This is a genomic window from Jannaschia sp. 2305UL9-9 (assembly GCF_041403465.1).
Lineage (GTDB): Bacteria > Pseudomonadota > Alphaproteobacteria > Rhodobacterales > Rhodobacteraceae > Jannaschia.
In genome coordinates, this window is the sequence record NZ_JBGEHM010000002.1 from 980,096 (window position 1) to 1,003,517 (window position 23,422).

21 protein-coding genes are annotated in these 23,422 nt (G+C 66.5%); 10 read left to right on the plus strand and 11 right to left on the minus strand.

Features of this window, described 5'->3' with window-relative positions; genetic code table 11:
* Positions 1-4: 4 nt before the first annotated feature.
* The 3 genes from V6N07_RS12870 to irrA all read right to left on the minus strand — a co-directional run bounded on the left by V6N07_RS12870 (position 5) and on the right by irrA (position 2,197).
* Complete coding sequence (locus V6N07_RS12870; RefSeq protein ID WP_371156705.1) at positions 5-892, minus strand: NAD(P)-dependent oxidoreductase; 888 nt, start codon at positions 890-892, stop codon at positions 5-7.
* Between the two features lie 54 nt (positions 893-946).
* Positions 947-1,699, minus strand: coding sequence for an SDR family NAD(P)-dependent oxidoreductase (locus V6N07_RS12875; protein WP_371156706.1), 753 nt, complete (start codon positions 1,697-1,699; stop codon positions 947-949).
* Between the two features lie 69 nt (positions 1,700-1,768).
* Positions 1,769-2,197: an iron response transcriptional regulator IrrA gene (gene irrA / locus V6N07_RS12880; protein WP_371156707.1), complete on the minus strand. Its 429-nt coding sequence runs from the start codon at positions 2,195-2,197 to the stop codon at positions 1,769-1,771.
* Positions 2,198-2,359: 162 nt separating this feature from the next.
* Here irrA and fabA point away from each other — a divergent pair, with 162 nt between their 5' ends.
* From fabA to V6N07_RS12915, 7 genes are all read left to right on the plus strand, one after another.
* The gene (gene fabA, locus V6N07_RS12885) at positions 2,360-2,869 is read left to right on the plus strand and encodes a bifunctional 3-hydroxydecanoyl-ACP dehydratase/trans-2-decenoyl-ACP isomerase (RefSeq protein WP_371156708.1); all 510 of its coding nucleotides are present in this window, start codon (positions 2,360-2,362) and stop codon (positions 2,867-2,869) included.
* 259 nt (positions 2,870-3,128) lie between these two features.
* Positions 3,129-4,358, plus strand: a complete 1,230-nt coding sequence (gene fabB, locus V6N07_RS12890; protein WP_371156824.1) for a beta-ketoacyl-ACP synthase I — start codon at positions 3,129-3,131, stop codon at positions 4,356-4,358.
* Between the two features lie 3 nt (positions 4,359-4,361).
* The gene (locus V6N07_RS12895; protein WP_371156709.1) at positions 4,362-5,141 is read left to right on the plus strand and encodes an enoyl-ACP reductase; all 780 of its coding nucleotides are present in this window, start codon (positions 4,362-4,364) and stop codon (positions 5,139-5,141) included.
* A gap of 180 nt (positions 5,142-5,321) precedes the next feature.
* On the plus strand, positions 5,322-5,759 hold the full coding sequence (locus V6N07_RS12900) for a hypothetical protein (protein ID WP_371156710.1): 438 nt from the start codon (positions 5,322-5,324) through the stop codon (positions 5,757-5,759).
* Between the two features lie 94 nt (positions 5,760-5,853).
* Positions 5,854-6,540: a haloacid dehalogenase type II gene (locus tag V6N07_RS12905; protein ID WP_371156711.1), complete on the plus strand. Its 687-nt coding sequence runs from the start codon at positions 5,854-5,856 to the stop codon at positions 6,538-6,540.
* A 1-nt stretch (position 6,541) separates the two neighbouring features.
* Positions 6,542-7,378 (plus strand): alpha/beta fold hydrolase, encoded by an 837-nt coding sequence (locus V6N07_RS12910; RefSeq protein ID WP_371156712.1) that lies wholly within the window; start codon positions 6,542-6,544, stop codon positions 7,376-7,378.
* A complete protein-coding gene (locus V6N07_RS12915) occupies positions 7,360-8,310 on the plus strand; it encodes a threonine/serine dehydratase (RefSeq protein WP_371156713.1) in 951 nt (316 codons plus the stop codon). Before V6N07_RS12910 ends, V6N07_RS12915 begins: the two co-directional genes overlap by 19 nt.
* Here V6N07_RS12915 and V6N07_RS12920 read toward each other — a convergent pair.
* The 3 genes from V6N07_RS12920 to pcaD are packed head-to-tail and all read right to left on the minus strand — an operon-like array spanning position 8,307 to position 11,589.
* Positions 8,307-9,512 carry a TCR/Tet family MFS transporter gene (locus tag V6N07_RS12920; protein WP_371156714.1) on the minus strand — a complete coding sequence of 402 codons (1,206 nt, stop codon included), beginning with the start codon at positions 9,510-9,512 and terminating at the stop codon, positions 8,307-8,309. The genes V6N07_RS12915 and V6N07_RS12920 overlap by 4 nt on opposite strands.
* Positions 9,509-10,798: a lyase family protein gene (locus V6N07_RS12925; protein WP_371156715.1), complete on the minus strand. Its 1,290-nt coding sequence runs from the start codon at positions 10,796-10,798 to the stop codon at positions 9,509-9,511. The genes V6N07_RS12920 and V6N07_RS12925 overlap by 4 nt, the downstream gene beginning before the upstream one ends.
* On the minus strand, positions 10,795-11,589 hold the full coding sequence (gene pcaD / locus V6N07_RS12930; protein ID WP_371156716.1) for a 3-oxoadipate enol-lactonase: 795 nt from the start codon (positions 11,587-11,589) through the stop codon (positions 10,795-10,797). Before pcaD ends, V6N07_RS12925 begins: the two co-directional genes overlap by 4 nt.
* A 260-nt stretch (positions 11,590-11,849) precedes the next feature.
* Here pcaD and V6N07_RS12935 point away from each other — a divergent pair, with 260 nt between their 5' ends.
* The 3 genes from V6N07_RS12935 (at position 11,850) to queF (ending at position 14,724) form a co-directional block, all read left to right on the plus strand.
* Positions 11,850-12,923: an alcohol dehydrogenase catalytic domain-containing protein gene (locus tag V6N07_RS12935; protein WP_371156717.1), complete on the plus strand. Its 1,074-nt coding sequence runs from the start codon at positions 11,850-11,852 to the stop codon at positions 12,921-12,923.
* Positions 12,924-12,931: 8 nt separating this feature from the next.
* On the plus strand, positions 12,932-14,152 hold the full coding sequence (locus V6N07_RS12940; RefSeq protein WP_371156825.1) for a mandelate racemase/muconate lactonizing enzyme family protein: 1,221 nt from the start codon (positions 12,932-12,934) through the stop codon (positions 14,150-14,152).
* 104 nt (positions 14,153-14,256) lie between these two features.
* Positions 14,257-14,724, plus strand: a complete 468-nt coding sequence (gene queF / locus V6N07_RS12945) for a preQ(1) synthase (RefSeq protein ID WP_371156718.1) — start codon at positions 14,257-14,259, stop codon at positions 14,722-14,724.
* Positions 14,725-14,757: 33 nt separating this feature from the next.
* On the opposite strand, the gene V6N07_RS12950 is transcribed toward queF, so the two are convergent.
* Genes V6N07_RS12950 through glgB form a run of 5 tightly spaced genes read right to left on the minus strand, consistent with a single transcriptional unit; the run spans position 14,758 to position 23,412 of the window.
* The gene (locus V6N07_RS12950) at positions 14,758-16,371 is read right to left on the minus strand and encodes an alpha-D-glucose phosphate-specific phosphoglucomutase (RefSeq protein WP_371156719.1); all 1,614 of its coding nucleotides are present in this window, start codon (positions 16,369-16,371) and stop codon (positions 14,758-14,760) included.
* Between the two features lie 10 nt (positions 16,372-16,381).
* Entirely contained in the window at positions 16,382-18,469 is a 2,088-nt protein-coding gene (glgX, locus tag V6N07_RS12955) for a glycogen debranching protein GlgX (RefSeq protein WP_371156720.1), read from the minus strand.
* Between the two features lies 1 nt (position 18,470).
* On the minus strand, positions 18,471-19,904 hold the full coding sequence (glgA, locus tag V6N07_RS12960; RefSeq protein ID WP_371156721.1) for a glycogen synthase GlgA: 1,434 nt from the start codon (positions 19,902-19,904) through the stop codon (positions 18,471-18,473).
* Entirely contained in the window at positions 19,905-21,167 is a 1,263-nt protein-coding gene (gene glgC / locus V6N07_RS12965; protein ID WP_371156722.1) for a glucose-1-phosphate adenylyltransferase, read from the minus strand.
* Between the two features lie 55 nt (positions 21,168-21,222).
* Complete coding sequence (glgB, locus tag V6N07_RS12970; RefSeq protein WP_371156723.1) at positions 21,223-23,412, minus strand: 1,4-alpha-glucan branching protein GlgB; 2,190 nt, start codon at positions 23,410-23,412, stop codon at positions 21,223-21,225.
* Positions 23,413-23,422: the final 10 nt, after the last annotated feature.

Here is a 23,422-nt window from a genome sequence, read left to right on the forward strand (position 1 = left end):
GTGGTCAGCCCCGGTCGACCCCGTTGGCGCGGGCGATGTAGTCTACAAGGTGCGGGACGTAATCCTCGGCGCCGTCACCGCCGGTGTTCACGGCAAGCGCGTAGGAGTTGCGGATAGCGGCGCCGATCGGATTGGCGACGCCGGTGCCGCCCGCCATCGCGGACAGATAGGTCATGTCCTTGAGGGCATTCGTCAACGTGAACTTGTGCGCCTCCCGGTTGCCCTCGACCGCATAGCCCATGAACGTCTGGTAGAAACCGCAATCCATGCGGCTGCCCCGGATGACGCTGTCGAAGGTGTCGGTGCCCAGCCCGGCCTTTTCGGCCAAGGCCAGCGCCTCGGAATAGAGGGCGCCATACCCCATCGCGAGGAAGTTGTTCAAAAGCTTCATCTTGTGGCCCGCCGCGGGGCCGCCGACATGGGCAATCGTGCCGGCCCATGTGCGCAGCACGGGTTCGATGCGGGCAAAGACCTCGGGCGTGGCGCCGACCATCGCGGCCAGTTCGCCTGCCTCGGCCTGCACGGGGGTGCCGCCAAGGGGCGCGTCGACCCAATCGATGCCCCGCTCGGCCAGTCTGGCGGCCAGTGCCTCGGTCGACACGGGGTTGGAGGTGGAGCAGTCGACCACGATGCCGCCCTTGAGCATTTCAGCGGCCAGAACCTCGACGATGGCTTCGACCTGCGGCGAGCCGGGGGCGCAGATATGCACGATGTCCGAGGCGCGTGCCAGGGCGGCGAGGTCTGCGGCCTCGACCGCACCTCTGGAGACGAGGTCGTCGACAGGCCCGCGATTCCGGTGGGCGACGACGGTGAGGGGATGACCCGCCGCCAGCAGGTTGGCAGCCATCCCGTGACCCATCAGGCCGACCCCGACAAAACCGATCTTTTCCATGCGTTCCTCCCCAGGATGTCCGCGGCACCGAGCCGCGGTCAGGTGCGACGTCGCTCAGATGGAGCCGGCTTCGACCATGTAGTTGTTCGCGGTGCACATCATCGCGTCATCGGACGCGAGGAACAGGACCATGCGGGCCACGTGCACCGGATCGATCAGATCGGGCAGGCATTGCCGGGCCCGGTGCTTTTCGAGGTCTTCGGGTGTGGCCCAGAGATCCTTCTGCCGGTCGGTCATGATCCAGCCCGGCACCACCGTGTTGACCCGGATCCGGTCGCGACCAAGATCGCGGGCCATGGTGCGGGTCAACCCGTGCACGGCGGCCTTGGCCGTCGCATAGGCGGGGAAGCCGCCGCCCGCTTCCCACCAGCTGTTCGATCCCATGTTGATGATCGATCCACCGCCCTTCGCGATCATGTCGGGGGCCACGGTCTGAATCGCAAAGAACATGTGCCGCAGGTTCACCGCCTGCCGTTCGTCCCAATATCCGGCCGAGACCTTGCGCCAATCGTGGCGGTCATCGCGCGCCGCGTTGTTCACGAGGATATCGGCAGGGCCGACACGGTCCCTCAGCGTTGCGATCCCGTCCCTGAGCGCGTCGATATCGCGCAGGTCGCAGGCGACATGGGCGACGCCTGCGAAGCGGTCCTGCATGGCCGCACCCCCCGCCGCGTCGATATCTAGGAAACCGACGCGTGCCCCCTGATCCGCGAAGGCGGCGACGATCTCGGCGCCGATCCCGGACGCGCCGCCCGTCATGAAGACGGTCTTGTCCTTCAGGCTCGGGTAGCTGGCAAACTGGGGCATGATGTCTCCGACAGGGCAGTGCGCGCAGGACGGGACATGACCCGCCCGCAATGCAAGGCAAGGCAAGGATCAGGACTTGTGACGCAACCGGATCACGACGTCGACCTTGGCAATCTCCATCCCCTCGGGGGCGTCGGGCAGGTCGATGATTTCAAGCGCGTGAGAGCCGGCGTCGGTCAGCCGCGCTTCGTTTTCCCAATAGAAATGGGGGTGATCGTCCAGCCGGGTGTCGAAATAGGAACCGGTGCCATCGACCGTGATTTCCTGCACGAGGCCGGCTTCGGTGAAGGCACGCAAGGTGTTGTACACCGTGGCGAGCGAGACCTTGTCCCCGGTCTGCCGCACGGCATCGTGCAACCATTCGGCCGTGACGTGTCGATCGTTTCCGTCCCCGACCAGAAGGGCGGCAAGGGCGACGCGCTGGCGGGTCGGGCGCACGGATGCCCGTGCAAGCCAGGCTTCCCCGCGCGTACGGGCCGTATCGGGAATCTTATCCATGGACAGAGATATAGGGCGGTCAAGCACGGGTTTTCAATCGATTTCGCCATGGCCGATGACCGGCCCCCCCGTCCTGCGCCGCAAGCGGCCGGCGCCAGTGCAGGGTTGCATGCCGCCCTGCGCGAACAGTAGACCGGGCGAAACCAATCGACCGAGGGATCCATGGGCCAATTTCCGACCAGCTTCGACCGAGACGACCTGCTGAAATGCGCGCGGGGGGAATTGTTCGGCCCCGGCAACGCGCAACTGCCCGAACCGCCCATGCTGATGATGGACCGCATCACCGAGATTTCGGCGGATGGTGGCGCACATGGCAAGGGACATGTTCTTGCCGAGTTCGACATCACGCCGGACCTGTGGTTTTTCGACTGCCATTTTCCGGGCAACCCGATCATGCCGGGGTGCCTCGGTCTCGACGGGCTGTGGCAGCTGACGGGCTTCAACCTCGGTTGGCGCGGCTGGCAGGGGCGCGGCTATGCCCTGGGCGTGGGCGAGGTGAAGCTGACGGGCATGGTGCGCCCCGACCGCAAGATGCTGACCTACAAGATCGATTTCACCAAGGCGCTGCAGACCCGTCGCCTGACGATGGGCGTCGCGGACGGCATCGTCGAGGCGGACGGCGAAGTGATCTATCAGGTCAAGGATATGAAGGTCGCGCTCAGCGAAAGCTGATCGCGGCGCAACCCGTCAATTCTTGTCGGGAAGCGGCGGGATCTTTCTAACCTCGTGGGGGCGGCATTCAGGTGGTCCTCCATCCTCGCGGCATGGTGGTGGCATCCAACCGGCGGCAACGTCCGCGCGCCGCACATGCGGTCGGGCGAACACGATGCCGACTTCGCCGGTTCCGACGCGGCCTTTCGGGCGCCTGCGTCTTGCCCCGCCGCGCCCCAACCCCTACACCATCGCGGACTTGCAGCCGGAGGAGAAACCCATGCGTCGTGTCGTCGTTACCGGAATCGGGATCGTCTCTCCCATCGGGAACACCCCGGAGGAGGTCGAAGTTTCCTTGCGCGCCGGCAAATCCGGGATCACCTTTGCCGAGAAATACGCCGAACACGGGTTCCGCAGCCAGGTCCATGGCATGCCCGACATCGACGTGACCGAGCATATCGACAAGCGCAACCTGCGCTTCATGGGGCCGGGCGCCGCCTATAACTTCATCGCGATGGAGCGGGCGATCGCGGATGCCGGTCTGGAAAAGGACGAAGTGTCGAACGAGCGCACGGGCCTCGTGATGGGGTCCGGTGGGCCATCGACCTCCAACTTCTTCACCGCCTTCGACACGGTGATCAGCAAGGGCAGCCCCAAGCGCATGGGCCCCTTCATGGTGACGCGCTGCATGTCGTCCACGAACTCCGCCTGCCTTGCGACGCCATTCGGCATCAAGGGTGTCAACTATTCGATCACATCCGCCTGCACCACGTCGCTGCACTGCATGGGCAACGGGGTGGAGCAGATCCAGTTCGGCAAGCAGGACATCGTCTTTGCCGGCGGCGGAGAGGAGGTCGACTGGACCCTGTCGTGCCTGTTCGACGCGATGGGCGCGATGTCGTCCAAGTACAACGACACGCCCGAGACGGCCTCGCGCCCCTATGACGCGACGCGCGACGGCTTCGTCATCGCCGGCGGCGCGGGTGTCGTCGTGCTGGAAGAGCGCGAGCGCGCGATCGCGCGCGGCGCCACGATCTATGGCGAGGTCACCGGCTATGGCGCCACGTCCGACGGCGCCGACATGGTCGCGCCCTCGGGCGAGGGCGGGGAGCGCGCGATGCGCCTGGCCCTGTCGACCCTGCCGGAGGACCGGAAAGTCGACTACGTCAACGCGCATGGCACCTCGACCCCCGTGGGGGACATCAAGGAGGTCGTCGCCTGCCGCAACATCTGGGGCGAGGGGAACACACCGGCCATCGGATCCACCAAATCGATGACCGGACACTCCCTCGGCGCGACGGGCGTGCAGGAAGCGATCTATTCGATGATCATGATGAACAAGGGGTTCATCGCACCCTCGATCAACGTCACCGAACTGGACCCGGCCCTTGCCCCGTCCGAGATCAACACGGAGCTGAAGGACGGGGTGGAGATCGACTCGGTCCTGTCCAACTCCTTCGGGTTCGGCGGCACGAACGGCACCGTCATCATCTCCAAGCATCGGGGCTGAGCCATGGACATGCACGGCAAGCGCGGTCTGGTCATGGGTGTCGCGAACGAGCGGTCGCTCGCGTGGGGGATCGCCAAGGCCCTGTCCGAGGCGGGCGCCGATCTGGCGTTCACCTACCAGGGGGAGGCGTTCGGCAAGCGGGTCGCCCCCTTGGCGGAACAAGTCGGGTCCACCACCCTGCTGGATGTGGATGTGACCGACGATGCGTCGCTGGACGCGGCCTTTTCCGAGTTGGAAAAGGGCGGCAAGCTGGACTTCGTGATCCACGCCATCGCCTTTTCCGACAAGTCGGAGCTGACCGGTCGGATCGTCGACACCAGCCGCACGAACTTCAAGCAGACGCTCGATATCTCGTGCTATTCCCTGATCGAAGTGGCCCGCCGCGCGCGACCGCTGATGACCGATGGCGGCACGATCATCACGCTGACCTTCGACGGGTCGCAGCGTGTCATGCCGTTCTACAACGTCATGGGCGTGGCCAAGGCGGCGCTGGAATCGGCTGTACGGTACCTTGCCTCCGATCTGGGGCCGGAGGGCATCCGCGTCAACGCCATCAGCCCCGGACCGATGAAGACGCTGGCCGGTGCGGCCATCGGTGGGGCCCGCAAGACGTTCCGCCACGCCGAGGCCAATGCCCCCCTGCGGTCCAATGCGACGCTGGACGCGGTGGGCGGCACGGCGCTGTACCTGTGTTCGAACGCCGGGGCATCCACCACCGGTGAGATCATTCACGTCGACGGGGGATATCACGTGATGGGGATGCCACATCCCGACAATCTCTAGGCACGGGCCTGCACGATTCCGCCGATCTTTCGAAACAATCGGCCGCATCCCGCCTGAACGATCGCGGAATCGAAAGAACTGCGCACAAATCACTGTTTTTGCTGCAGCAGGAAGCCTGAGAAACACCCGCGCGTTGGTGTACATATCAAGGTTAACTGCAACACGGGCACAACAGGTGTGATGGTCCCTTCGCTGAAGACATTCCTGACCGACGAGGCTGGCACAATCACGATTGATTGGGTCGTGCTGACCGCTGTTCTGGTGGGCACCGGGATCAGCGTGATGTCCACCCTCGTGACGGGTATCGAGACGGCGAGTGTCTCGACAGCCGAAGGGCTGCGCGGCCATGTCGTGCGCTCGTCGTTCGAAGGCCGGATGTGCCGTGGTGGCCTTTCGGGGCTGCAGGCGCGCGAGGCGGCACGGGTGGCCTCCGGTGGCGGCGATGCGGTCGATGTCGAGGCATGGATGGCGATCTACCTCGGCGGGCTTTCGGATGAGGCCGTCGCTGCGCAGCATCGCAGCCTCGACGAAGCAATGACATTCGATGGCAGCTGGAGCCGGGAACGCACGATCCTGACCGCCCTCGAATGCGAGCTGGTGCTGCGCAGCCTCGACTGATCCCGCAACCCTGTATGGCTTGACGTCGGGCCGACAGGCTGGACGGTTGCGCATCCCCGTGCCACGGTCGCGCCACGCAATCAGAGGGGCGCCCATGGCCATCGACACCTGCATTTTCGACGCCTACGGCACATTGTTCGACGTGACCGCCGCCGCGCGCGAGGCCGCGTCCGAAGACGGGTTCGAGGCACTGGCCGATACATGGGCCGCCGTGGCCCGCGACTGGCGCGACAAGCAGCTGCAATATACTTGGCTGCGGGCCGTGACCGGGGACCATGTCGATTTCTGGAAGGTCACCGCGGACGGGCTCGATTGGGCGTTGGAGGCGAACGGCCTGACCGATCCGAAGCTGCGCGATCGGTTGCTGCAACTCTACTGGGATCTGTCTGCCTATCCCGAGGTGCCGGACATGCTGGGTGCGCTGAAGGACATGCACCTTGGCACCGGGATCCTGTCCAACGGCACGCCCGAAATGCTGCAGGGTGCCGTGACCTCCGCCGGCGTGGGGCGCCTGTTGGATCATGTGCTCTCGGTCGAAAGCGTCGGCATCTACAAGCCGTCCTCCAAGGTCTACGACATGGTTGGCCGGGCCTTCGGGTGCGAGGCGGGCAATGTCCTGTTCGTATCGTCCAACGGCTGGGATGCGGCGGCGGCCAAGGGCTATGGGTTTCGGGTGGCCTGGGTCAACCGGACCGGACAGCCGGTGGACCGGCTGGGGCAGATGCCCGACCACGTACTGGACGACCTGACGGGTATTCCGGCGCTGGTGAAGGCGATCTGAGATGCCCGAGTTCAAGACGTCCGACAATCTGCGCCTGTGGTACGAGGATCAGGGCGAAGGCGACCCCGATACGCCGCCGATCCTGTGCCTGTCCGGCCTGACGCGCAATTCCACCGACTTCGACTACGTGCTGCCCTACCTGCTGGGCGAACATCGCGTGATCCGGCTGGACTACCGCGGGCGCGGCAAGTCGCAGCGCGCGCCGGACTGGCGGACCTATACCATCCCGACCGAAGCGCGGGATGTGCTGGAACTGCTGGCGCATATGGAACTGGACCGTGTCGCGATCCTCGGGACGTCGCGGGGGGGGCTGATCGCGATGTCACTGGCCCTTATGGCCAAGGCACGGCTGGCCGGCGTGGCCCTGGTCGACATCGGGCCCGAACTGGCGCCCGAAGGGCTGGAGGTGATTGCCGACTACATCGGTCAACCGCCCGAGGCCCGGACATTGGAGGAAGCCGCCCTGATGCGCGCCGCCCTGATCGACGGTTTTGCCAATGTCCCGGCCGACCGTTGGCGGCAGGAGGCGGAAAAGCACTACCGCGATACGGGCGACGGGCTGGCCCTGACGTATGATGTCAAGCTGCGCGATGCGGTGCTGGAGGCCGGGGCGCAGCCTGTGCCTGACCTGTGGCCGCTGTTCGATGCGATGGCCGGCCTGCCGCTGGCGTGTATTCGCGGCGTCAATTCGAACCTGCTGACCGAGGCGACGCTGACCCAAATGGCGCGCCGTCGGCCTGACATGATTGTCGCGCAGGTGCCCGACCGGGGGCATGTCCCGTTTCTGGACGAAGCCGAAGCGCTGGAGGCGTTGAACGAATGGACGATGCTGTTGTGACGGACCCGATCACCCGCGCCGATATCGACGCCGCCGCCGACCGTCTTCGCGGCCATGCGGTCCGCACGCCGTTGCTGAACGCGCCTTCTCTGGATGCGGCGATGGGACGGCGGATCTGGGTCAAGGCCGAATGCCTGCAGAAAACCGGCAGCTTCAAGTTCCGCGGCGGCCTGAATGCCGTGGCGCAGGCGGGTGGCGACGTCGTCACCTATTCGTCGGGAAACCATGCACAGGGCGTGGCGCTGGCGGCCCGGATGGCGGGGCGCAAGTCGGTGATCATCATGCCGACCGACGCGCCGCAGGTGAAGATCGACAACACGCGCGGCTATGGCGCCGAGGTGATCCTCTATGATCGCGCGACCGAAGACCGCTTCGCGATCGGTGCGGCCCTCGTCGGGGAACGCGGCCTCGAACTGATCAGCCCCTATGACGACGCGCGTGTCATCGCGGGACAGGGCACCTGCGGGTTGGAGATCGCGCAGGACCTCCCGGAAGAGGTGTCCGAGGTTCTGGTCTGTTGCGGCGGTGGCGGGCTGGCCGCGGGTGTGGCGCTTGCGCTTGAGGGGCGTGCAACCGTCCGCACGGTCGAGCCCGAGGGCTTCGACGACATGGCCCGGTCCCTTCGGTCGGGCACGCGACAGGAAAACGCGGCCAAGGTCGGATCCCTCTGTGATGCCATCCTGACGCCCACTCCGGGCGAGTTGACGTTTCCCGTGCTGCAACGCCTTGCCGGGCCGGGAATGGTCGTCACGGACGAGGAGGCCCTGCGCGCCATGGCAATCGCGTGGGACCATCTTCGCATCGTTCTGGAACCCGGCGGCGCGGTCGCGCTTGCGGCCGGGTTGTTCCATCACACGGGCGATGTGGCGGTGATCGCGACAGGCGGCAATGTCGACCGCGATGTCTTTCTGCGGGCGTTGTCGCCGTCCTAGGACGCGCGACGGAACAGGGCCCAGGACACCACCATCAGGGCGCAGGCCACGAGGAAGGGCGCGCCGGGGAACTGCGTCTCGCCCGATGTCGCAAGGTTGAACACCCGCGTCATCAAAAGTGGTGAGGCGATGGCCGCCACCGCCGTGATGGAGGCAAGAACGCCCTGAAGTTCGCCCTGCTGATCGTCGGACGCGGCCCGGCTGATCACGCCTTGAATGGCGGGGGCGACCAAGGCCCCCACAGCCGAGAACGGCGTCAACGCCAGCATCAGCCAGCCGTGTTCCACGAAGGCGACACCCAGCAGGATCGCGGCATTGTAGGGCAGGAACCACGCCAGCGTGCGGCGTTCGCCCAGCCGGGGGATGACCCAGCGGATCAACCCGCCCTGAACCACCACCATCGAGATGCCATAGACCGCCAGTGACATGCCGACCATGCGGGCATCCCAGCCGAACGCGCTCTGGGTGAAATAGGCCCAGATCGCCGGATAGACCCAGTTCGCGACCTGGTAGAAGAACCAGACGGCCAGCAGGGCGCCGACGCCGGGCAGGGCGCGAATGGCGATCAGCCCGCCCAAGGGGTTCGCCCGCCGCCATTCGAACGGACGCTTGCGGCGCAGGGTCTCAGGCAGGACGGCTAGCCCGAGCACCAGATTGGCGCCGGAGATCGCAGCGGCCGCCCAGAACGGCGCGCGCGGCCCCCATTCCGCCATCAGACCACCGATCGCCGGCCCCAGCACGAAGCCCAATCCGAAGCCCGCCGACACGAGGCCGAAGTTCTGGGCCTTCTTCTCGGGGCTGGAGATATCGGCCATGAAGGCGGTCGCCGTCGACATGGTGGCCGCCGCGATACCCGCGATGATCCGTCCCAGCAGCAGCAGCCAGAAGGTATGCGCAAAGGCCATCAGGATATAGTCGAGGAAGATCACCGCCATTGACAGCAAAAGCACCGGTCGCCGTCCGAACCGGTCCGACAGGTTGCCGATCGTGGGCGAGAACAGGAACTGCATCAGCGCATAGATCGACGCCAGAAGCCCCCCCCACAGCGCCGCCTGCGACAGGCCGACGCCCTGCACCTCTTCCAGCAGGGCCGGCATGACGGGCAGGATCAGGCCGATGCCGACCGCTTCGATCATCACGGTCAGCATGATGAAGACGATGGGCAGACGGGTGTCGCGCGTGGGTGGTGACGTGTCCGTCATCCGCGCACGGCGGCGACGAACCTGCGGGCATGCAGGGGCGCCTCGCCCCATTGGCGTTCGGGCGCGTAATCGGCCGGATCGACCCCGGCCAGCGCAAGCAGAGAGCCGCCCGTCGCCCTGGCCTCGGTGGCCCACGCCTTGACCCGGGCCTGCGCATCGGGGCGGGACATGTCGCGCGCCAGTGCAAAGGTCAGCGCCTCGGCATGGATCAGGTCAGAGGGCGCCGTGCCCGCCGGGTGCGTGGGGGTGCCATAGCCGACATCCATCTGGCCCAGAACCTCCAACGCTTTTCCCGTCGCCGCCATCAGCGGGGGCAGGGACAGCCATTCGGTGAACCATGCCGCGCCGTCCCGTTGATCCCACGCGGGACGCATCGACAGGGCGGCGGCGTGCCCCGCACCATGGGCGGCCAGCGCACAGACCACGGAAGGCGCCACCGGATTGGCCTTTTGCGGCATGGTCGAGGAGGATCCGCCCCCCGACAGCGTGACCTCCCCCTCCCGCGTCAACAGCAACAGGTCGGTCGCGCATTTCGCACAGGCCTGAAGCACGCGGTTCGCCCACCCTGCAAGGCCAAGGATATGCGCCCGGTCCGCATGCGGCACGCCGACGGGATCGCCAAGGCCAAGGGCCCGGGCAAGGTCGGCACGAATGGCGGGCCCCTGTTCGCCCAGTACTGACAGGGTCCCCGCCGCCCCATGCAGCGTCACGATCAGGACCGCGTCGCGAACGCCCGGCAGCTCGTCGCGCAGTGCCAGCAGGCCCGTGCCCCATGTGGCCACCACGGCGCCGAACGTCGTGACCGTCGCAGGCTGTCCATAGGTGCGGGCGATCATGGGGGTCTCGGCGTGGGTGTCGGCCAGATCGGCCAACAGGGTCAAAAGGCGATCCAGCCGGTCGCCCAGCAGGGTCAGGACCTGCCGCAAGCGCAGGGCAAGCCCGGTGTCGATGATATCCTGCGACGTCGCGCCCCAGTGCAGGAACTGCGTATGTTCGGGGGCCTGCGCCTGCTTGCGAAAGGCCGCCAGCAGGGCAGGCACGCAGACGCCGTTCCGCGCGGTTTCCGATGCAAGGCCCGCGGGATCGATCTGTATCTCCATCGCGGCGCGGTGCAGGTAGGCGGCGGCCGTCTCGGGGATCAGGCCTGCGCTGCCCTGCACGCGCGCAAGGGTGCCCTCGACGATCAGCATCGCGCGGACGGCTGCCGTATCGGTGAACAGCCGGGCGATCTCGGGGTCTGCGAAGAGGTCGCGCAGCAGGGGGCTGTCTTGCGGGGCGATGGTCATGGTTTGCGGTCCAGACGTGTCAGGAAAGCGGTCAGCAGCGCGGCGAATTCCGTGGGGGTCTCGACGCACGGAAGATGGCCGGACCGGCGTATCAGGCGGAATTCCGATTTCGGGATCAGGTCCGCCGTTTCCCGGATCAGGTCGGGCGGGGTGGACCCGTCCTCGGACCCGGCGATGGCCAATGTCGGCAGGCGCAGGCCGCTGGTCGGGGTATAGAAATCCGTGCCCCGGATCGCGGCGCAGCACCCGGCATAGCCCTTGGGCGATGTCGCCACGAACCGCGCGCGCCATGTGGCAAGGCCCGGACCGGCGCGAAAATCGCGCCCGAACCACCGATCCATGATGCCGTCGGCAATTGCCTCCATCCCGTCGGTCTGGACGCGGTCGATCCGGTCGGTCCAGAAGGCGGGCGTGCCGATCTTGGCGGCGGTGTTCGACAGGACCATTGCCGTGATCAGATCGGGGCGTTTCACGGCAAGCCCCTGCGCGATTAGGCCCCCGATGCTGAGGCCTATGAACGTGCAGTCGGCCACCCCGAAATGGTCCAGCACGGCCTCGGCATCCGACACAAGGGCGCCCATGCCATATGGCGGATCGGGCACATCCGACCGGCCGTGGCCCCGTTTGTCGAAACGGATGATGCGATAGCCGGGCGTCAGGAGCGGCAGGATCCCGTCCCAAAGCCGCAGATCCGTGCCGAGCGAGTTGGCGAAGGCAAGCACCGGGCCATCGCGGGGGCCTTCGTCGAGGGCGTGGATACGGATGCCATCCGGGGCGATGATGTCGGTCATGTCGGCAATCCTGTATCGTTCTGTGTCCCGGGCGGCGTGACGCCTTCATGCGCTGACGGGGCCGCAACCACGCGCGTCCTGTCGTCCACGGGCCTGCCTGCACGGAGCCCCTCCGATGGCGGTTGTGGACCGCCGCTGCGCCTGGGGCAAGGGCGGGGCGACTGACGGCAGGTCGCTCAAGGCACAGGTTCGTGACGGTTCGGGGATGACGTCCCACGATCCCTGCGGCAGGGTGGCTGAAATCAGGACCGGAGACAATCATGAGAGACATCCGTGCGGCCGTGTGTCGGGAGTTCGGCGCCGCCCTGCAGATCGAGACGCTGACCCTCGCACCGCCCGGTCCGGGGGCAGTGCAGGTCGATATCGAGGCCGTGGCGATCTGTCATTCCGACATCACCTTTGCCGACGGCGGCTGGGGCGGCGATCTGCCTGCCGTCTACGGGCACGAGGCGGTGGGGCGCGTATCTGCTGTTGGTGACGGGGTCGCGAACATGCCGGTTGGCGCGCGGGTTCTGGTCACCCTGATCCGGGCCTGCGGAACCTGCCCCGCCTGTTCGGGCGGGCGGCCCACGCAATGCGGCGATCCGGGTGCGATCACGCCGTTGACGGATGCGTCCGGCGCGGGCGTGGTTGCGGCGATGAACTGTGGCGCCTTTGCCGAGGCGGTGACGGTGGACGCCAGTCAGGTCGTCACCATCCCCGAGGATATCGCGCCCGAGGCGGCCTGCATCCTGTCGTGTGGCGTGGTCACGGGATTGGGGGCCGCGGTCAATACCGCGCAGGTGCGGCCGGGCGACTGGTGCGTCGTGATCGGCGCGGGGGGCGTGGGCCTCAACGCGGTGCAGGGCGCGCGGCTGGCAGGCGCGGCGCGGATCGTCGCCGTCGACATCAGCCAGGACAAGCTGGACGCCGCGCGGGACTTCGGCGCCACCGACGGGGTGCTGGCCGGGGCGGACGGGCGTCAGGCGATGCTGGCCCTTGGCCGGTTGGCCGATCATATCTTCGTCACGGTCGGCGCCGGGTCCGTCATCGACGGGGCGCTGGACTGGTGCGCGCCGCACGGCACGGCCTATCTGGTCGGGATGCCGCATGTGGGCACGGTCGGGCATTTCGACCCGGTCTCGGCCAGCTACTACGGTCAGGGGCTGCGCGGTACGCGGATGGGGGACGTGGTCCTGCGGCGGGACATTCCATGGCTGCTGGACCTGCATGCGCAGGGGCGGCTGAAGCTGGAGGAGTTGGTGTCCGGCACCTATCCGCTGGAGGCGATCAACGACGCCATCGCGGCCACGCGCGCGGGACAAGGCCGCCGCAACGTCGTGGTGATGGCATGACCGCGCCGCTGCGCCTTGCCGACCTGGAGGTCTTCGTGGTCGCCCCGCCCGCGCCGGGTTGGGGCGGACGATACTGGATCATCCCCAAGGTGACGACGGCCTGTGGCATCGTGGGCTATGGTGAATGCTACGCCAGCGCCGTCGGGCCCGAGGCGATGCGCGCCGTCATCGCGGATGTCTTCGCGCGCCACATGGAGGGCGAGAGCGCCGAGAACATCGAGCTGATGTCGCGGCGTGTCTATTCCTCGGGGTTCACGGCGCGGGCAGACCCGACGGTGTTCGGGGCCTTCGCGGGGTTGGAGATCGCGTGCTGGGACATCCTCGGCAAGGCGCGGGACCGGCCCGTCTGGGCCCTGCTGGGCGGGCGGATGTGGGACCGGCTGCGGGCCTATACGTATCTCTACCCGGACGCGGACATGGATATGGGCGCCTTCTGGACATCGCCCGAGATGCAGGGCGCGGTTGCGGGGCGCTGCGCCGACGATGGCTGGACGGCGGTGAAGTTCGACCCGGCGGGGCCCTATACCATCCGGGGCGGGCATCAGCCGGCGCGCGCCGATATCGGCCTGTCGGTCGCGATGTGTGCCGCGATCCGGGAGGCCGTGGGCGACCGTGCCGACCTGCTGTTCGGCACCCACGGGCAGTTCAACCCGGCGGGGGCGATCCGGCTGGGACGGGCCATCGCCGGATACGATCCGCTGTGGTTCGAAGAACCCGTGCCGCCAGATGATCCGCACGGCATGGCGCGGGTCGCGGATGCCGTTCCGATCCCCGTTGCGGGGGGCGAGCGCCTGTGTTCCCTGTCGGAATTCGCGATCCTGCTGCGCCTCGGCGGGGCCGAGATCGTGCAGCCCGCCTTGGGTCGGCTTGGCGGCATATCGGAAGGGCGCAAGCTGGCCGCGCTGGCGCAGGGGTTCGGCGCGCAGGTGGCGCCGCATCTGTACGCTGGGCCGGTGGAGTTCGCGGCCAATGTCGCGCTGGGGGCCACGATCCCGAACCTGTTGATGGTCGAGGCGATCGAGACGCCGTTCCACCACGCGCTGGGCGGCGGGCCACGTGTCGAGGGGGGCTTCGTCGTGCCATCCGAGGCGCCGGGGCTGGGGATCGCGTTCGACGAGGATCTGGCGCGGGCGCATCCCTATACCGGTGACCGATTGCATCTGGAAATGCAGGAGGCGCCCTGCGACTACGCGGGTGGCAATGCCTTTGGCGGGGGGGCTGTGGATTGAGGGGGCAGGGGGCTCTGCCCCCGCCCCTTCGGGGCCCCCCCGAGGTATTTTTGGCCAGAGGAAGGGGGCGCGCCCCTTCGATGCGCGGCATGAGGAGCGTTTGAATGAGCGAAGAGACGATCTATTCCGGGTTGACCCAACTGGGTGGGCAAACCGACCTTCCCGCCTCGCCCGAGGCGGCGGTGATGGAGCGGGTGGCGAACCCGCAGCCTGACGTCGCCTATTGTGTGCGCTTCGTGGCGCCGGAGTTCACGTCGCTCTGCCCGATGACAGGGCAGCCGGATTTCGCGCACCTCGTGATCGACTACGTGCCCGGTGACTGGCTGGTGGAGTCGAAGTCGCTGAAGCTGTTCCTCGGGTCGTTCCGCAACCACGGGTCGTTTCACGAGGATTGCACGCTGACCGTGGGGCGGCGGATCGTCGACCTGCTGGCGCCCGCATGGCTGCGCATCGGCGGCTATTGGTACCCGCGCGGGGGCATCCCGATCGACGTGTTCTGGCAGACGGGGCCTGCACCCGAGGGCGTCTGGATCCCCGATCAGGGGGTGCCGCCCTATCGCGGGCGGGGGTAGCGCCCCGGCGGGCTAGGCCGGGGCGGTTGTGGCTCAGGTGGTCACATCGGGCGCGGTGCGGCCGATGTGCTGCTGGAAGGCGGCAAGATCCATCGTGGCGGCGCGGACGGCGTCGAGCTGGTGCATGTCGTCCAGCACGGTGTCGCTGAACGCCTCGAGGTAGCAGCGGATCGTCGCCCCCTCCGTGCCGGTGCCGGAGGTGCGCAGAACGGCGCGGGCGCCGCCTTCGTACCAGATGCGCAGACCCTGATTGTGGCTGACGGAGCCGTCGACCGGGTCGTCGTAGCTGAACTCGTCCGCCTTCGTCACCGTCAGTCCCGCGAAGGTCTGGCCGGGCAGGGTGGCGAGGCGGGCGCGGACGTCGTCGATCAGGGCCATGGCGGGCTCCGTCGGGACGGCTTCGTAATCGAGGCGGGTGTAGTAGTTGCGCCCGTATGTGGCCCAGTGGTCGGCCATGACCTCTGCCACCGACATCTTGCGCGCCGCCAGCAGGTTCAGCCAGAAGAGCACCGCCCAGAGGCCGTCCTTTTCGCGCACGTGATCGGACCCGGTGCCTGCCGATTCCTCGCCGCAGATGGTGACGCGGCCCGCGTCCAGCAGGTTGCCGAAGAACTTCCAGCCCGTCGGCGTCTCGTAGATGCCCAACCCCAGCTTTTCCGCCACGCGGTCGGCGGCGCCGGAGGTGGGCATGGAGCGGGCGACACCGGCGAGGCCACCCTTGTAGGCGGGGATATGCTGGGCGTTGGCGGCCAGCACCGCGAGGCTGTCGGAGGGGGAGACATAGGCGCCGCGGCCCACGATCATGTTGCGGTCGCCGTCGCCGTCGGAGGCGGCGCCGAAATCGGGGGCGTCGTCGCCCATCATCACGTCCATCAGATCCTTGGCCCAGACCGGGTTCGGATCGGGGTGGCCACCGCCGAAGGTGGGGGACGGCGTGCCGTTGACCACCGTGCCGGCGGGGGCGCCCAGCGTGCCTTCGAGGATGGCATGGGCATAGGGGCCGGTGATGGCGTGCATCGCGTCGAAGCGGATGCGGAAGCCGCCCGCGATCATCTCGCGGATCGCGTCGAAATCGAAGATCGAGGCCATCAGCGCCTCGTAATCCGTGACCGGATCGACGATGGTGATCTTCATGTCGCCGATGGCCTGTGTGCCGATCGTGCCAAGATCGACGTCCTGCGTCTCGGTGATGTGATAGGCGTCGATGGTCTTGGTGCGGGCGAAGATGGCGTCGGTGATCCCCTCGGGCGCCGGGCCGCCGTTGGGGGTGTTGAACTTGATGCCGAAATCCTCGTCCGGGCCGCCGGGGTTGTGGCTGGCCGACAGGATGATGCCGCCGTCGGTCTTGTTCAGGCGGATCAGGTGTGAGGCGGCGGGCGTCGACAGCAGGCCGTCGCGACCGACGATGACATGCGCGGCGCCGTTGGCGGCGGCCATGCGCAGGATGACCTGGATCGCCTCGGCGTTGAAGTAGCGCCCGTCGCCGCCCACGACGAAGGTCTTGCCGCGTGCCCCGCCGATCCCGTCGAAGATGGCCTGAACGAAGTTCTCGAGGTAGCCCGGCTGCATGAAGACGCGGGTTTTCTTGCGCAGGCCGGAGGTGCCGGGTTTCTGCCCGTCGATGGGCTGTGTCGCGATCTGGGTCATGGGTCTGATCCTACGGTTCGAGTATAAGGGCGATGACGGAGACACCCTGTATCGGGGCAAGTTCCTGATCGGGTTCCGGGCGCGCCGCGGCGGTCGGATGCGCGGTATCGATCCCGCGGACCCACCTGCGGCCGTCGGGGGCCGGGGGCAATTTGACGTGGCCGTGGCGGCCCGACCGGTTGAAGGCGATCAGGACGGTGTCGGTGTCATCTTCGGGCAGGGTGGTTTCCGCCGAAGCCCGCAGGACGACGCAGAATTGAGACAGGCCTGGATCGCGCCAATTCAGCGGTTGTCCCTTGAAATCGGTCCAGATCACATCCGGCAGGCGGTCGGCCGCGCGGCGTTTGCCATGCAGAAAGTGCGATTGTCGCAGGACCGAGTGATCGCGGCGGAACGCGGACAGGCGCGCGACGAAGGAGGTCAGGCCGGGGTCGTGACCCGTCCAGTCCGTCCAGCCGATCTCGCTGTCCTGACAATAGGCGTTGTTGTTGCCGCCCTGCGAATTGCCGACCTCGTCGCCGGCCAGAAGCATCGGCGTGCCCTGTGACAAGAACAGTGTCGCCAGCAAGTTGCGCGCACGGCGTGCGCGGCGGGCCAGAACGACCGCGTCATCGGTCGGCCCCTCGACCCCGCAATTGTCGGAGTAGTTGCCGGAATGGCCGTCGCGGTTGTCTTCGAGGTTCGCCTCGTTGTGCTTTTCGTCGTAGGCGTTCAGGTCCGCGAGGGTGAAGCCGTCGTGGCTGGTCAGGAAGTTCAGCGATGCCCAGGACCGGCGCCCCGAATGGTCGAACTTGTCGGCCGATCCCAGAAGGCGGGCGCCGAGTTCCTGCGTGGAATGTTCATCCCCCTTCCAGTAGCGGCGCACGGTATCGCGGAAGGTGTCGTTCCATTCCGAAAATTCGTAGGGAAAATTGCCCAGCTGATAGCCGCCGGGGCCCAGATCCCAGGGTTCCGCGATCAGGCGGACGCGGGACAGGACCGGATCCTGCCGCAGGGCGTCGAGGAACCCGCCGCGTCGGTCGAAACCATAGGTCTCGCGCCCCAGCGTCGTGGCAAGGTCGAAGCGGAACCCGTCGATCCCCATCTGCGTGACCCAGAAGCGCAGGCTGTCGGTCACGAGGCGCAGGACATGCGGGTTCGTCATGTTCAGGGTGTTGCCGGTGCCCGCGTCGTTGACGTAGTAGCGTCGCTGCCCTTCGATCAGGCGATAGTAGCCGGCGTTGTCGAGGCCCCGGAACGACAGGGTCGGACCGGAATGATCCCCCTCGGCGGTGTGGTTGTAGACCACGTCGAGGATCACCTTGATCCCGTTGTCGTGGAACTTGCGCACCATGGCCCGGAACCCGGCGAACCCCGCGGGCCCGAAATATCGCGGCTCCGGCGCGAAGAAGCCGATGGTGTTGTAGCCCCAGTAGTTGCGCAGTCCCTTTTCCACGAGGAACCCGTCATCGGGGAAGGCGTGCACGGGCAAAAGCTCGATCGTGGTGACGCCGATGCGGTGCAGATGCTCGATGATCGCGCCCGAGGCGAGGCCGTCATAGGTGCCGCGCAGGGCCTCGGCCACGCGCGGGTGCGCCTTTGTCAGGCCCTTGACGTGCGCCTCGTAGATCAGCTCGGATGTCGGGGTATCTGCCAGTGGGCGCGTGGTCGGCGTGAACAGGTCCGGGTGCGAGACGACCGATTTGGGCATGAACGGCGCGCTGTCCGTGGTCGAGAACGACAGGTCGCGGTCGGGTGCGTCGATGTCGTAGCCGTAGATTTCCGGCGCGTTCGTGAAGGTGCCATGGAATTCGCGCGTGTAGGGGTCGATCAGCAGCTTGTTGGCATTGAACCGGTGGCCCCGGTCGGGCGCGAAATGGCCGTGCGCGCGATAGCCGTAAAGCTGTCCATGGGGCAGGCCGGGCACATACCCGTGCCAGATCGAACCGGTCCGTTCGGGCAGGGGCAGGCGCTGTTCCTCGGTCTGGCCGTCCGGGGAGAACAGGCACAGGTCGATGCCGGTCGCATTGGCAGAATAGACGGCGAAGTTGGCGCCGTTTCCGTCATGGTCGACGCCCATCGGGAAGGGCGTTCCGATTTGTATCTGGTATTTGGTCACGTCAGCTTTCGGTCAGCGCGGAAAAGAGCGACAGGTAAGCGCGGGCCGAGGCATCCCATCCCACGGGGTGCTTCATCGCGCGCCGCTGCATCGCAGTCCACACTTTCTGATCCGAAAACAGGTCACAGGTGCGATCTATGGCCTGCCCCAACGCGACCGCCGTCACGGGGGCAAATTGCACACCGGTTGCACAGCCCGCGTCCAATGCGGCAAGGTTCGCGTCGATCACCGTATCGGCCAGACCGCCGGTGCGCGCCACGACGGGGATGGTGCCGTAGCGCAGGCCGTAAAGCTGTGTCAGGCCGCAGGGTTCGAACCGCGATGGCACGAGGATCGCGTCGGCACCGGCCTGCATCAGATGCGACAGCCCCTCATCATATCCGATGATCGTGCCGACCCGGCCGGCGTGATGCGTGGCGGCATCCGAAAAGGCATGCTCCATCCATTTGTCACCACTGCCCACGATGGCAAGGCGTGCATCGCGTTCGAGCAATGTCGGCATGGCCTCCAGCAGAAGGTCGAGGCCCTTTTGCGTGGTCATGCGGCTGATCACGCAGAACAGCGGGCCCTCGCCCCGGGTCAGTCCGAAACGCCCTTCCAGCGCCTCCTTGTTGATTGCCTTCTTCCGGAGCGTCCGCGCGGAATAGCCCTCTGGCGCGTTGGCGTCGTCTTCCGGGTTCCAGACGTCGAGGTCGATGCCGTTGACGATACCCGACAGGTCCGCGGCGCGGGCGCGCATCACACCGTCGAGGCCCATGCCGTATTCCGGCTCCATCAATTCGCGCGCGTAGGTCGGGCTGACCGTGGTGATCCTGCTGGCCATGGTCAGGCCGGTCTTGAGGAAGCTGAAACGGCCGTAGTATTCGCCCCGCTCGACGCTCTGCATGTCCCACGGCAGGCCGATCGCGGCCAAGACATCGGCCCCGAACACGCCCTGAAAGGCGATGTTGTGGATGGTCATCACGGTGGGGACGGTGCTGCCGGCAAGGGCCATGTAGGCCGGCACGAGGGCGGCCTGCCAGTCGTGCGCATTGACGAGGTCGGGTTTCCAGTCGTCCAGCGCGCCATCCCCGATCAGGGCGCCGGCGCGGGACAGGGCGGCAAAGCGCAGGTAGTTGTCGTGCCAATCCTGCCCGTTGCCATCGAGGTAGATGTTGCCCGGACGGTCGAACAGATGCGGCGCCTCCAGCAGCAGAAGGTCGATGCCCTTGGCCGAGACGGCGACCACGCGGGCATGGCCGCCCATCAGGTCGGGCAGGGACAGAACCTCGGTCCCGCGCGACACCTCCATCGCGAGGGCGGGGTAGGCGGGCAGCAGCACGCGCACATGCGCCCCAAGCGGGGCCAGCGCCTTGGGAACGGCCCCGATCACGTCGGCCAGCCCCCCCGTCTTGACGAAGGGGGCGCATTCCGATGCGACAAACAGGATGTTCATCTATGTCTCCAGGGCGTCGATCATCTTTTGGGTAATCAGGCAGATGCCGTTGTCGGTCCGGCGGAACCGCTTGGCGTCGGCCTCGGCGTCTTCTCCGACGATCAGGCCCTCGGGGATGCGCACACCCCGGTCGATCACCACGTTCTTGAGGTGAGCGTTGCGGCCGATGTCGACGTAGGGCATCGCGACAACGCCCTCCAGCTCCGCATAGGAGTGCGTGCGCACGCCCGTGAACAGCAGGCAGCGATCAAGGGTGGACCCCGAAATGATGCACCCGCCCGAGACCATCGACGACACGGCGTGGCCCTTGCGGCCTTCCTCGTTGTGGATGAACTTGGCCGGGGCCGTCAGCTCCTGGTTGGTCCAGATCGGCCATTCGTTGTCGTAGACGTCCAGCTCCGGCTCGAAATCGGTCAGGTCGATGTTGGCCTGCCAGAAGGCGTCGACCGTGCCCACGTCGCGCCAGTAGGCGTCTTTTTCCAACCCCGTACGCACGCAGGATCGGCTGAACGGATGGGCGATGGCCTTGCCGTTCTTGACGAGGTCCGGAATGATGTCGTGGCCGAAATCGTTGCTGCTGTCGGGGTTATCGGCATCCGCGCGCAGCAGTTTCGCCAGATGCGCCACCTCGAACACGTAGATCCCCATGGATGCCAGCGCGAGGTCCGGGTGACCGGGCATGGCGGGCGGGTCCTTGGGCTTTTCCATGAATTCGAGGATATTGTCCTGATCATCGACATGCATGACGCCGAATGCCGAGGCTTCCTCGCGCGGGACTTCGATGCACCCCACGGTGACGTCCGCGCCGCTGTCGACGTGGTGCTTGATCATCAGCGAGTAGTCTTGCTTGTAGATGTGATCGCCGGCGAGGATGATGATGTATTTCGGGCCGTAGCCTTCGATGATGTCGATGTTCTGCGCAACGGCATCCGCGGTGCCGCGATACCAGTTGTCGTTCCCCATCTGCTGCGACGCGGGCAGGATATCGAGGCTTTCGTTGCGTTCGGCGCGAAAGAACGACCAGCCGCGTTGCAGGTGCCGGATAAGGGAGTGGGCCTTGTATTGTGTTGCCACACCGATGCGGCGGATGCCCGAATTGACGGCGTTCGACAGCGGGAAGTCGATGATCCTGCTCTTGCCGCCGAAATACATGGCGGGCTTGGCGCGGATGTCGGTCAATTCGTACAATCGGCTGCCCCGCCCCCCTGCCAGCACGAAGGCCATCGACTGCTGTGCAAGTCGCTGTGATTCCCGGTCCGTCATTTGGGTCTCCTCCCCTGAAGTATGCCCCCGCCCGTGGGCGGGGACGCGTCTCGTGCTAGTCGAGCTCGAAGATCACCGTCGCCAATGGCGGCACGGTGACGACGATCGAATGGGGGCGGCCGCTTGCCGCGACTTCCTCACTGTCGAGGCCGCCCATGTTCCCGGCACCCGACCCGCCATATTGGCCGGCATCGGTATTCAGCCGTTCGGCCCAATGTCCTGCCAGCGGCACGCCGATGCGGCGTCCTTCGCGCAGGACGGGCGTCATGTTGCAGACGACAAGGGCAGGCTTGGTCCCCTCGGCCCCCTGCCGCAGCCAGACGAACAGTGATTCTTCATTGGCCCCACCTTCGACCCAATCGAAGCCTTCGGGCTTCGTATCCCGTTCATGTAACGCGGGAACCGCGCGGTAGGTTGCATTCAGGTCGCGCACGAGGGATTGCACGCCCTTGTGCAGGTCAATGTCGAGCAGGTGCCAATCGAGGCTGCTGTCGTGGTTCCATTCGGCGCCTTGCGCGAACTCGCAGCCCATGAACAACAGCTTCTTGCCCGGATGCCCCCACATGAAGCCGAGATAGGCGCGCAGGTTCGCGAACTTCTGCCATGCATCGCCGGGCATCTTGTCCAGAAGGCTGCCCTTGCCGTGCACGACCTCGTCGTGGCTGATCGGCAGGACGAAGTTCTCCGAAAAGGCGTAGTGCAGTCCGAAGGTCATCTTGTCGTGGTGGTATTTGCGGTTGATCGGGTCCTCGCCCATGTAGACGAGGGTGTCGTTCATCCAGCCCATGTTCCACTTGTAGCCGAAACCGAGGCCGCCGGCGTCCACCATGCCCGATACGGCAGGAAATGAGGTCGATTCCTCGGCGATGGTCACGACGCCGTCGAGTTGGCCATAGACGGTGACGTTGGTCGATTGCAGGAAGGCGATCGCCTCGAGGTTTTCGCGCCCGCCGTCCTTGTTCGGGATCCATTCCCCATCCTTGCGGGAATAGTCGCGGTAGAGCATCGAGGCGACGGCATCCACGCGCAAACCGTCGATGTGATGTTCGTCCAGCCAGTAGAGCGCGTTGGCGGTCAGATAGTTCGACACTTCGGCCCGGCCGTAGTTGAACACCAACGTGTTCCAGTCGGGGTGGAAGCCTTCGCGACGGTCGGCGTGCTCGTACAGGGCCGTGCCGTCGAACTGACCGAGGCCGTGGGGATCTTCGGGGAAATGGCCGGGCACCCAGTCGAGGATCAGGCCGAGGCCCGCCGCATGGCATGCTTCGACGAAGGCGCGGAATTCCTGCAGGGTGCCATGCCGGATGGTCGGCGCGAACAGGCCGACCGGCTGATAGCCCCAGGATCCGTCGAAGGGAAACTCGCTGACCGGCATCAGTTCGATATGGGTGAAGCCAAGGTCCTTGACGTAGGCCACGAGGTCCTGCGCCAGTTCGAGGTAGGAGAGGGGGCGGTTGTTTTCCTCGGGCACGCGTTTCCACGACCCGATATGCACCTCGTAGATCGAGACGGGCGCATCGACGGCAATCGCCTTGCCCCGTCTGGCAAGCCAGTCCGCATCCGACCAATCGTAGCCATCCAGCTGCCGCACGACGGAGGCTGTTGCAGGCGGATGCTCGGACCCGAACCCGAAAGGATCCGCCTTCTGCGGCAGCAACGTGCCATCGGCGGCCAGGAGCTCGTACTTGTAATGCTCCCCATCACCGATGCCGGGGACGAAAATCTCCCAGACGCCGGTGGCGCCGCGGCGGCGCATGACATGGCGGCGCCCGTCCCAGATGTTGAAGCCACCCACGACCGACACGCGTCGCGCATTGGGGGCCCAGACGGCGAAATGCACGCCCGGCGTCCCCTCGTGCGTCATGACATGTGCGCCAAGGACGCGCCACATCTGCCGGTGCGACCCCTCACCGATCAGGTGTTCGTCCAGTTCCCCCATGACGGGACCGAAGGCATAGGCGTCCGCCGTATCCCAAGTCTGACCATCCGTGGTGATCCGCAGGATGTAGGCGAACCGGTTCTTGCGGCGCGGGACCACGGCCTCGAACAGGCCGTCGCGCAGATGCGACAGGGCGACGATCCTGCGACCGGTCTTGGCGTCATGGACCACGATGTCCGAGGCGCCGGGGACGTAGGCCCGGACGACCAGTTTTCCGTCGACCGCATGCAGGCCCAGATACGCGAAGGGGTCGTCGCATGTCCCCGTGACGATCTGGTCGATGGTCTCTTGCGTCAAACCGGTCATGTCCGCCCCT

Coding starts and splice junctions, on each gene's coding strand:
- V6N07_RS12870 (WP_371156705.1), bottom strand. CDS start 892: ATGGAAAAGATCGGTTTTGTCGGGGTCGGCCTGATGGGTCACGGGATG.
- V6N07_RS12875 (WP_371156706.1), bottom strand. CDS start 1,699: ATGCCCCAGTTTGCCAGCTACCCGAGCCTGAAGGACAAGACCGTCTTC.
- irrA (WP_371156707.1), bottom strand. CDS start 2,197: ATGGATAAGATTCCCGATACGGCCCGTACGCGCGGGGAAGCCTGGCTT.
- fabA (WP_371156708.1), top strand. CDS start 2,360: ATGGGCCAATTTCCGACCAGCTTCGACCGAGACGACCTGCTGAAATGC.
- fabB (WP_371156824.1), top strand. CDS start 3,129: ATGCGTCGTGTCGTCGTTACCGGAATCGGGATCGTCTCTCCCATCGGG.
- V6N07_RS12895 (WP_371156709.1), top strand. CDS start 4,362: ATGGACATGCACGGCAAGCGCGGTCTGGTCATGGGTGTCGCGAACGAG.
- V6N07_RS12900 (WP_371156710.1), top strand. CDS start 5,322: ATGGTCCCTTCGCTGAAGACATTCCTGACCGACGAGGCTGGCACAATC.
- V6N07_RS12905 (WP_371156711.1), top strand. CDS start 5,854: ATGGCCATCGACACCTGCATTTTCGACGCCTACGGCACATTGTTCGAC.
- V6N07_RS12910 (WP_371156712.1), top strand. CDS start 6,542: ATGCCCGAGTTCAAGACGTCCGACAATCTGCGCCTGTGGTACGAGGAT.
- V6N07_RS12915 (WP_371156713.1), top strand. CDS start 7,360: ATGGACGATGCTGTTGTGACGGACCCGATCACCCGCGCCGATATCGAC.
- V6N07_RS12920 (WP_371156714.1), bottom strand. CDS start 9,512: ATGACGGACACGTCACCACCCACGCGCGACACCCGTCTGCCCATCGTC.
- V6N07_RS12925 (WP_371156715.1), bottom strand. CDS start 10,798: ATGACCATCGCCCCGCAAGACAGCCCCCTGCTGCGCGACCTCTTCGCA.
- pcaD (WP_371156716.1), bottom strand. CDS start 11,589: ATGACCGACATCATCGCCCCGGATGGCATCCGTATCCACGCCCTCGAC.
- V6N07_RS12935 (WP_371156717.1), top strand. CDS start 11,850: ATGAGAGACATCCGTGCGGCCGTGTGTCGGGAGTTCGGCGCCGCCCTG.
- queF (WP_371156718.1), top strand. CDS start 14,257: ATGAGCGAAGAGACGATCTATTCCGGGTTGACCCAACTGGGTGGGCAA.
- V6N07_RS12950 (WP_371156719.1), bottom strand. CDS start 16,371: ATGACCCAGATCGCGACACAGCCCATCGACGGGCAGAAACCCGGCACC.
- glgA (WP_371156721.1), bottom strand. CDS start 19,904: ATGAACATCCTGTTTGTCGCATCGGAATGCGCCCCCTTCGTCAAGACG.
- glgC (WP_371156722.1), bottom strand. CDS start 21,167: ATGACGGACCGGGAATCACAGCGACTTGCACAGCAGTCGATGGCCTTC.
- glgB (WP_371156723.1), bottom strand. CDS start 23,412: ATGACCGGTTTGACGCAAGAGACCATCGACCAGATCGTCACGGGGACA.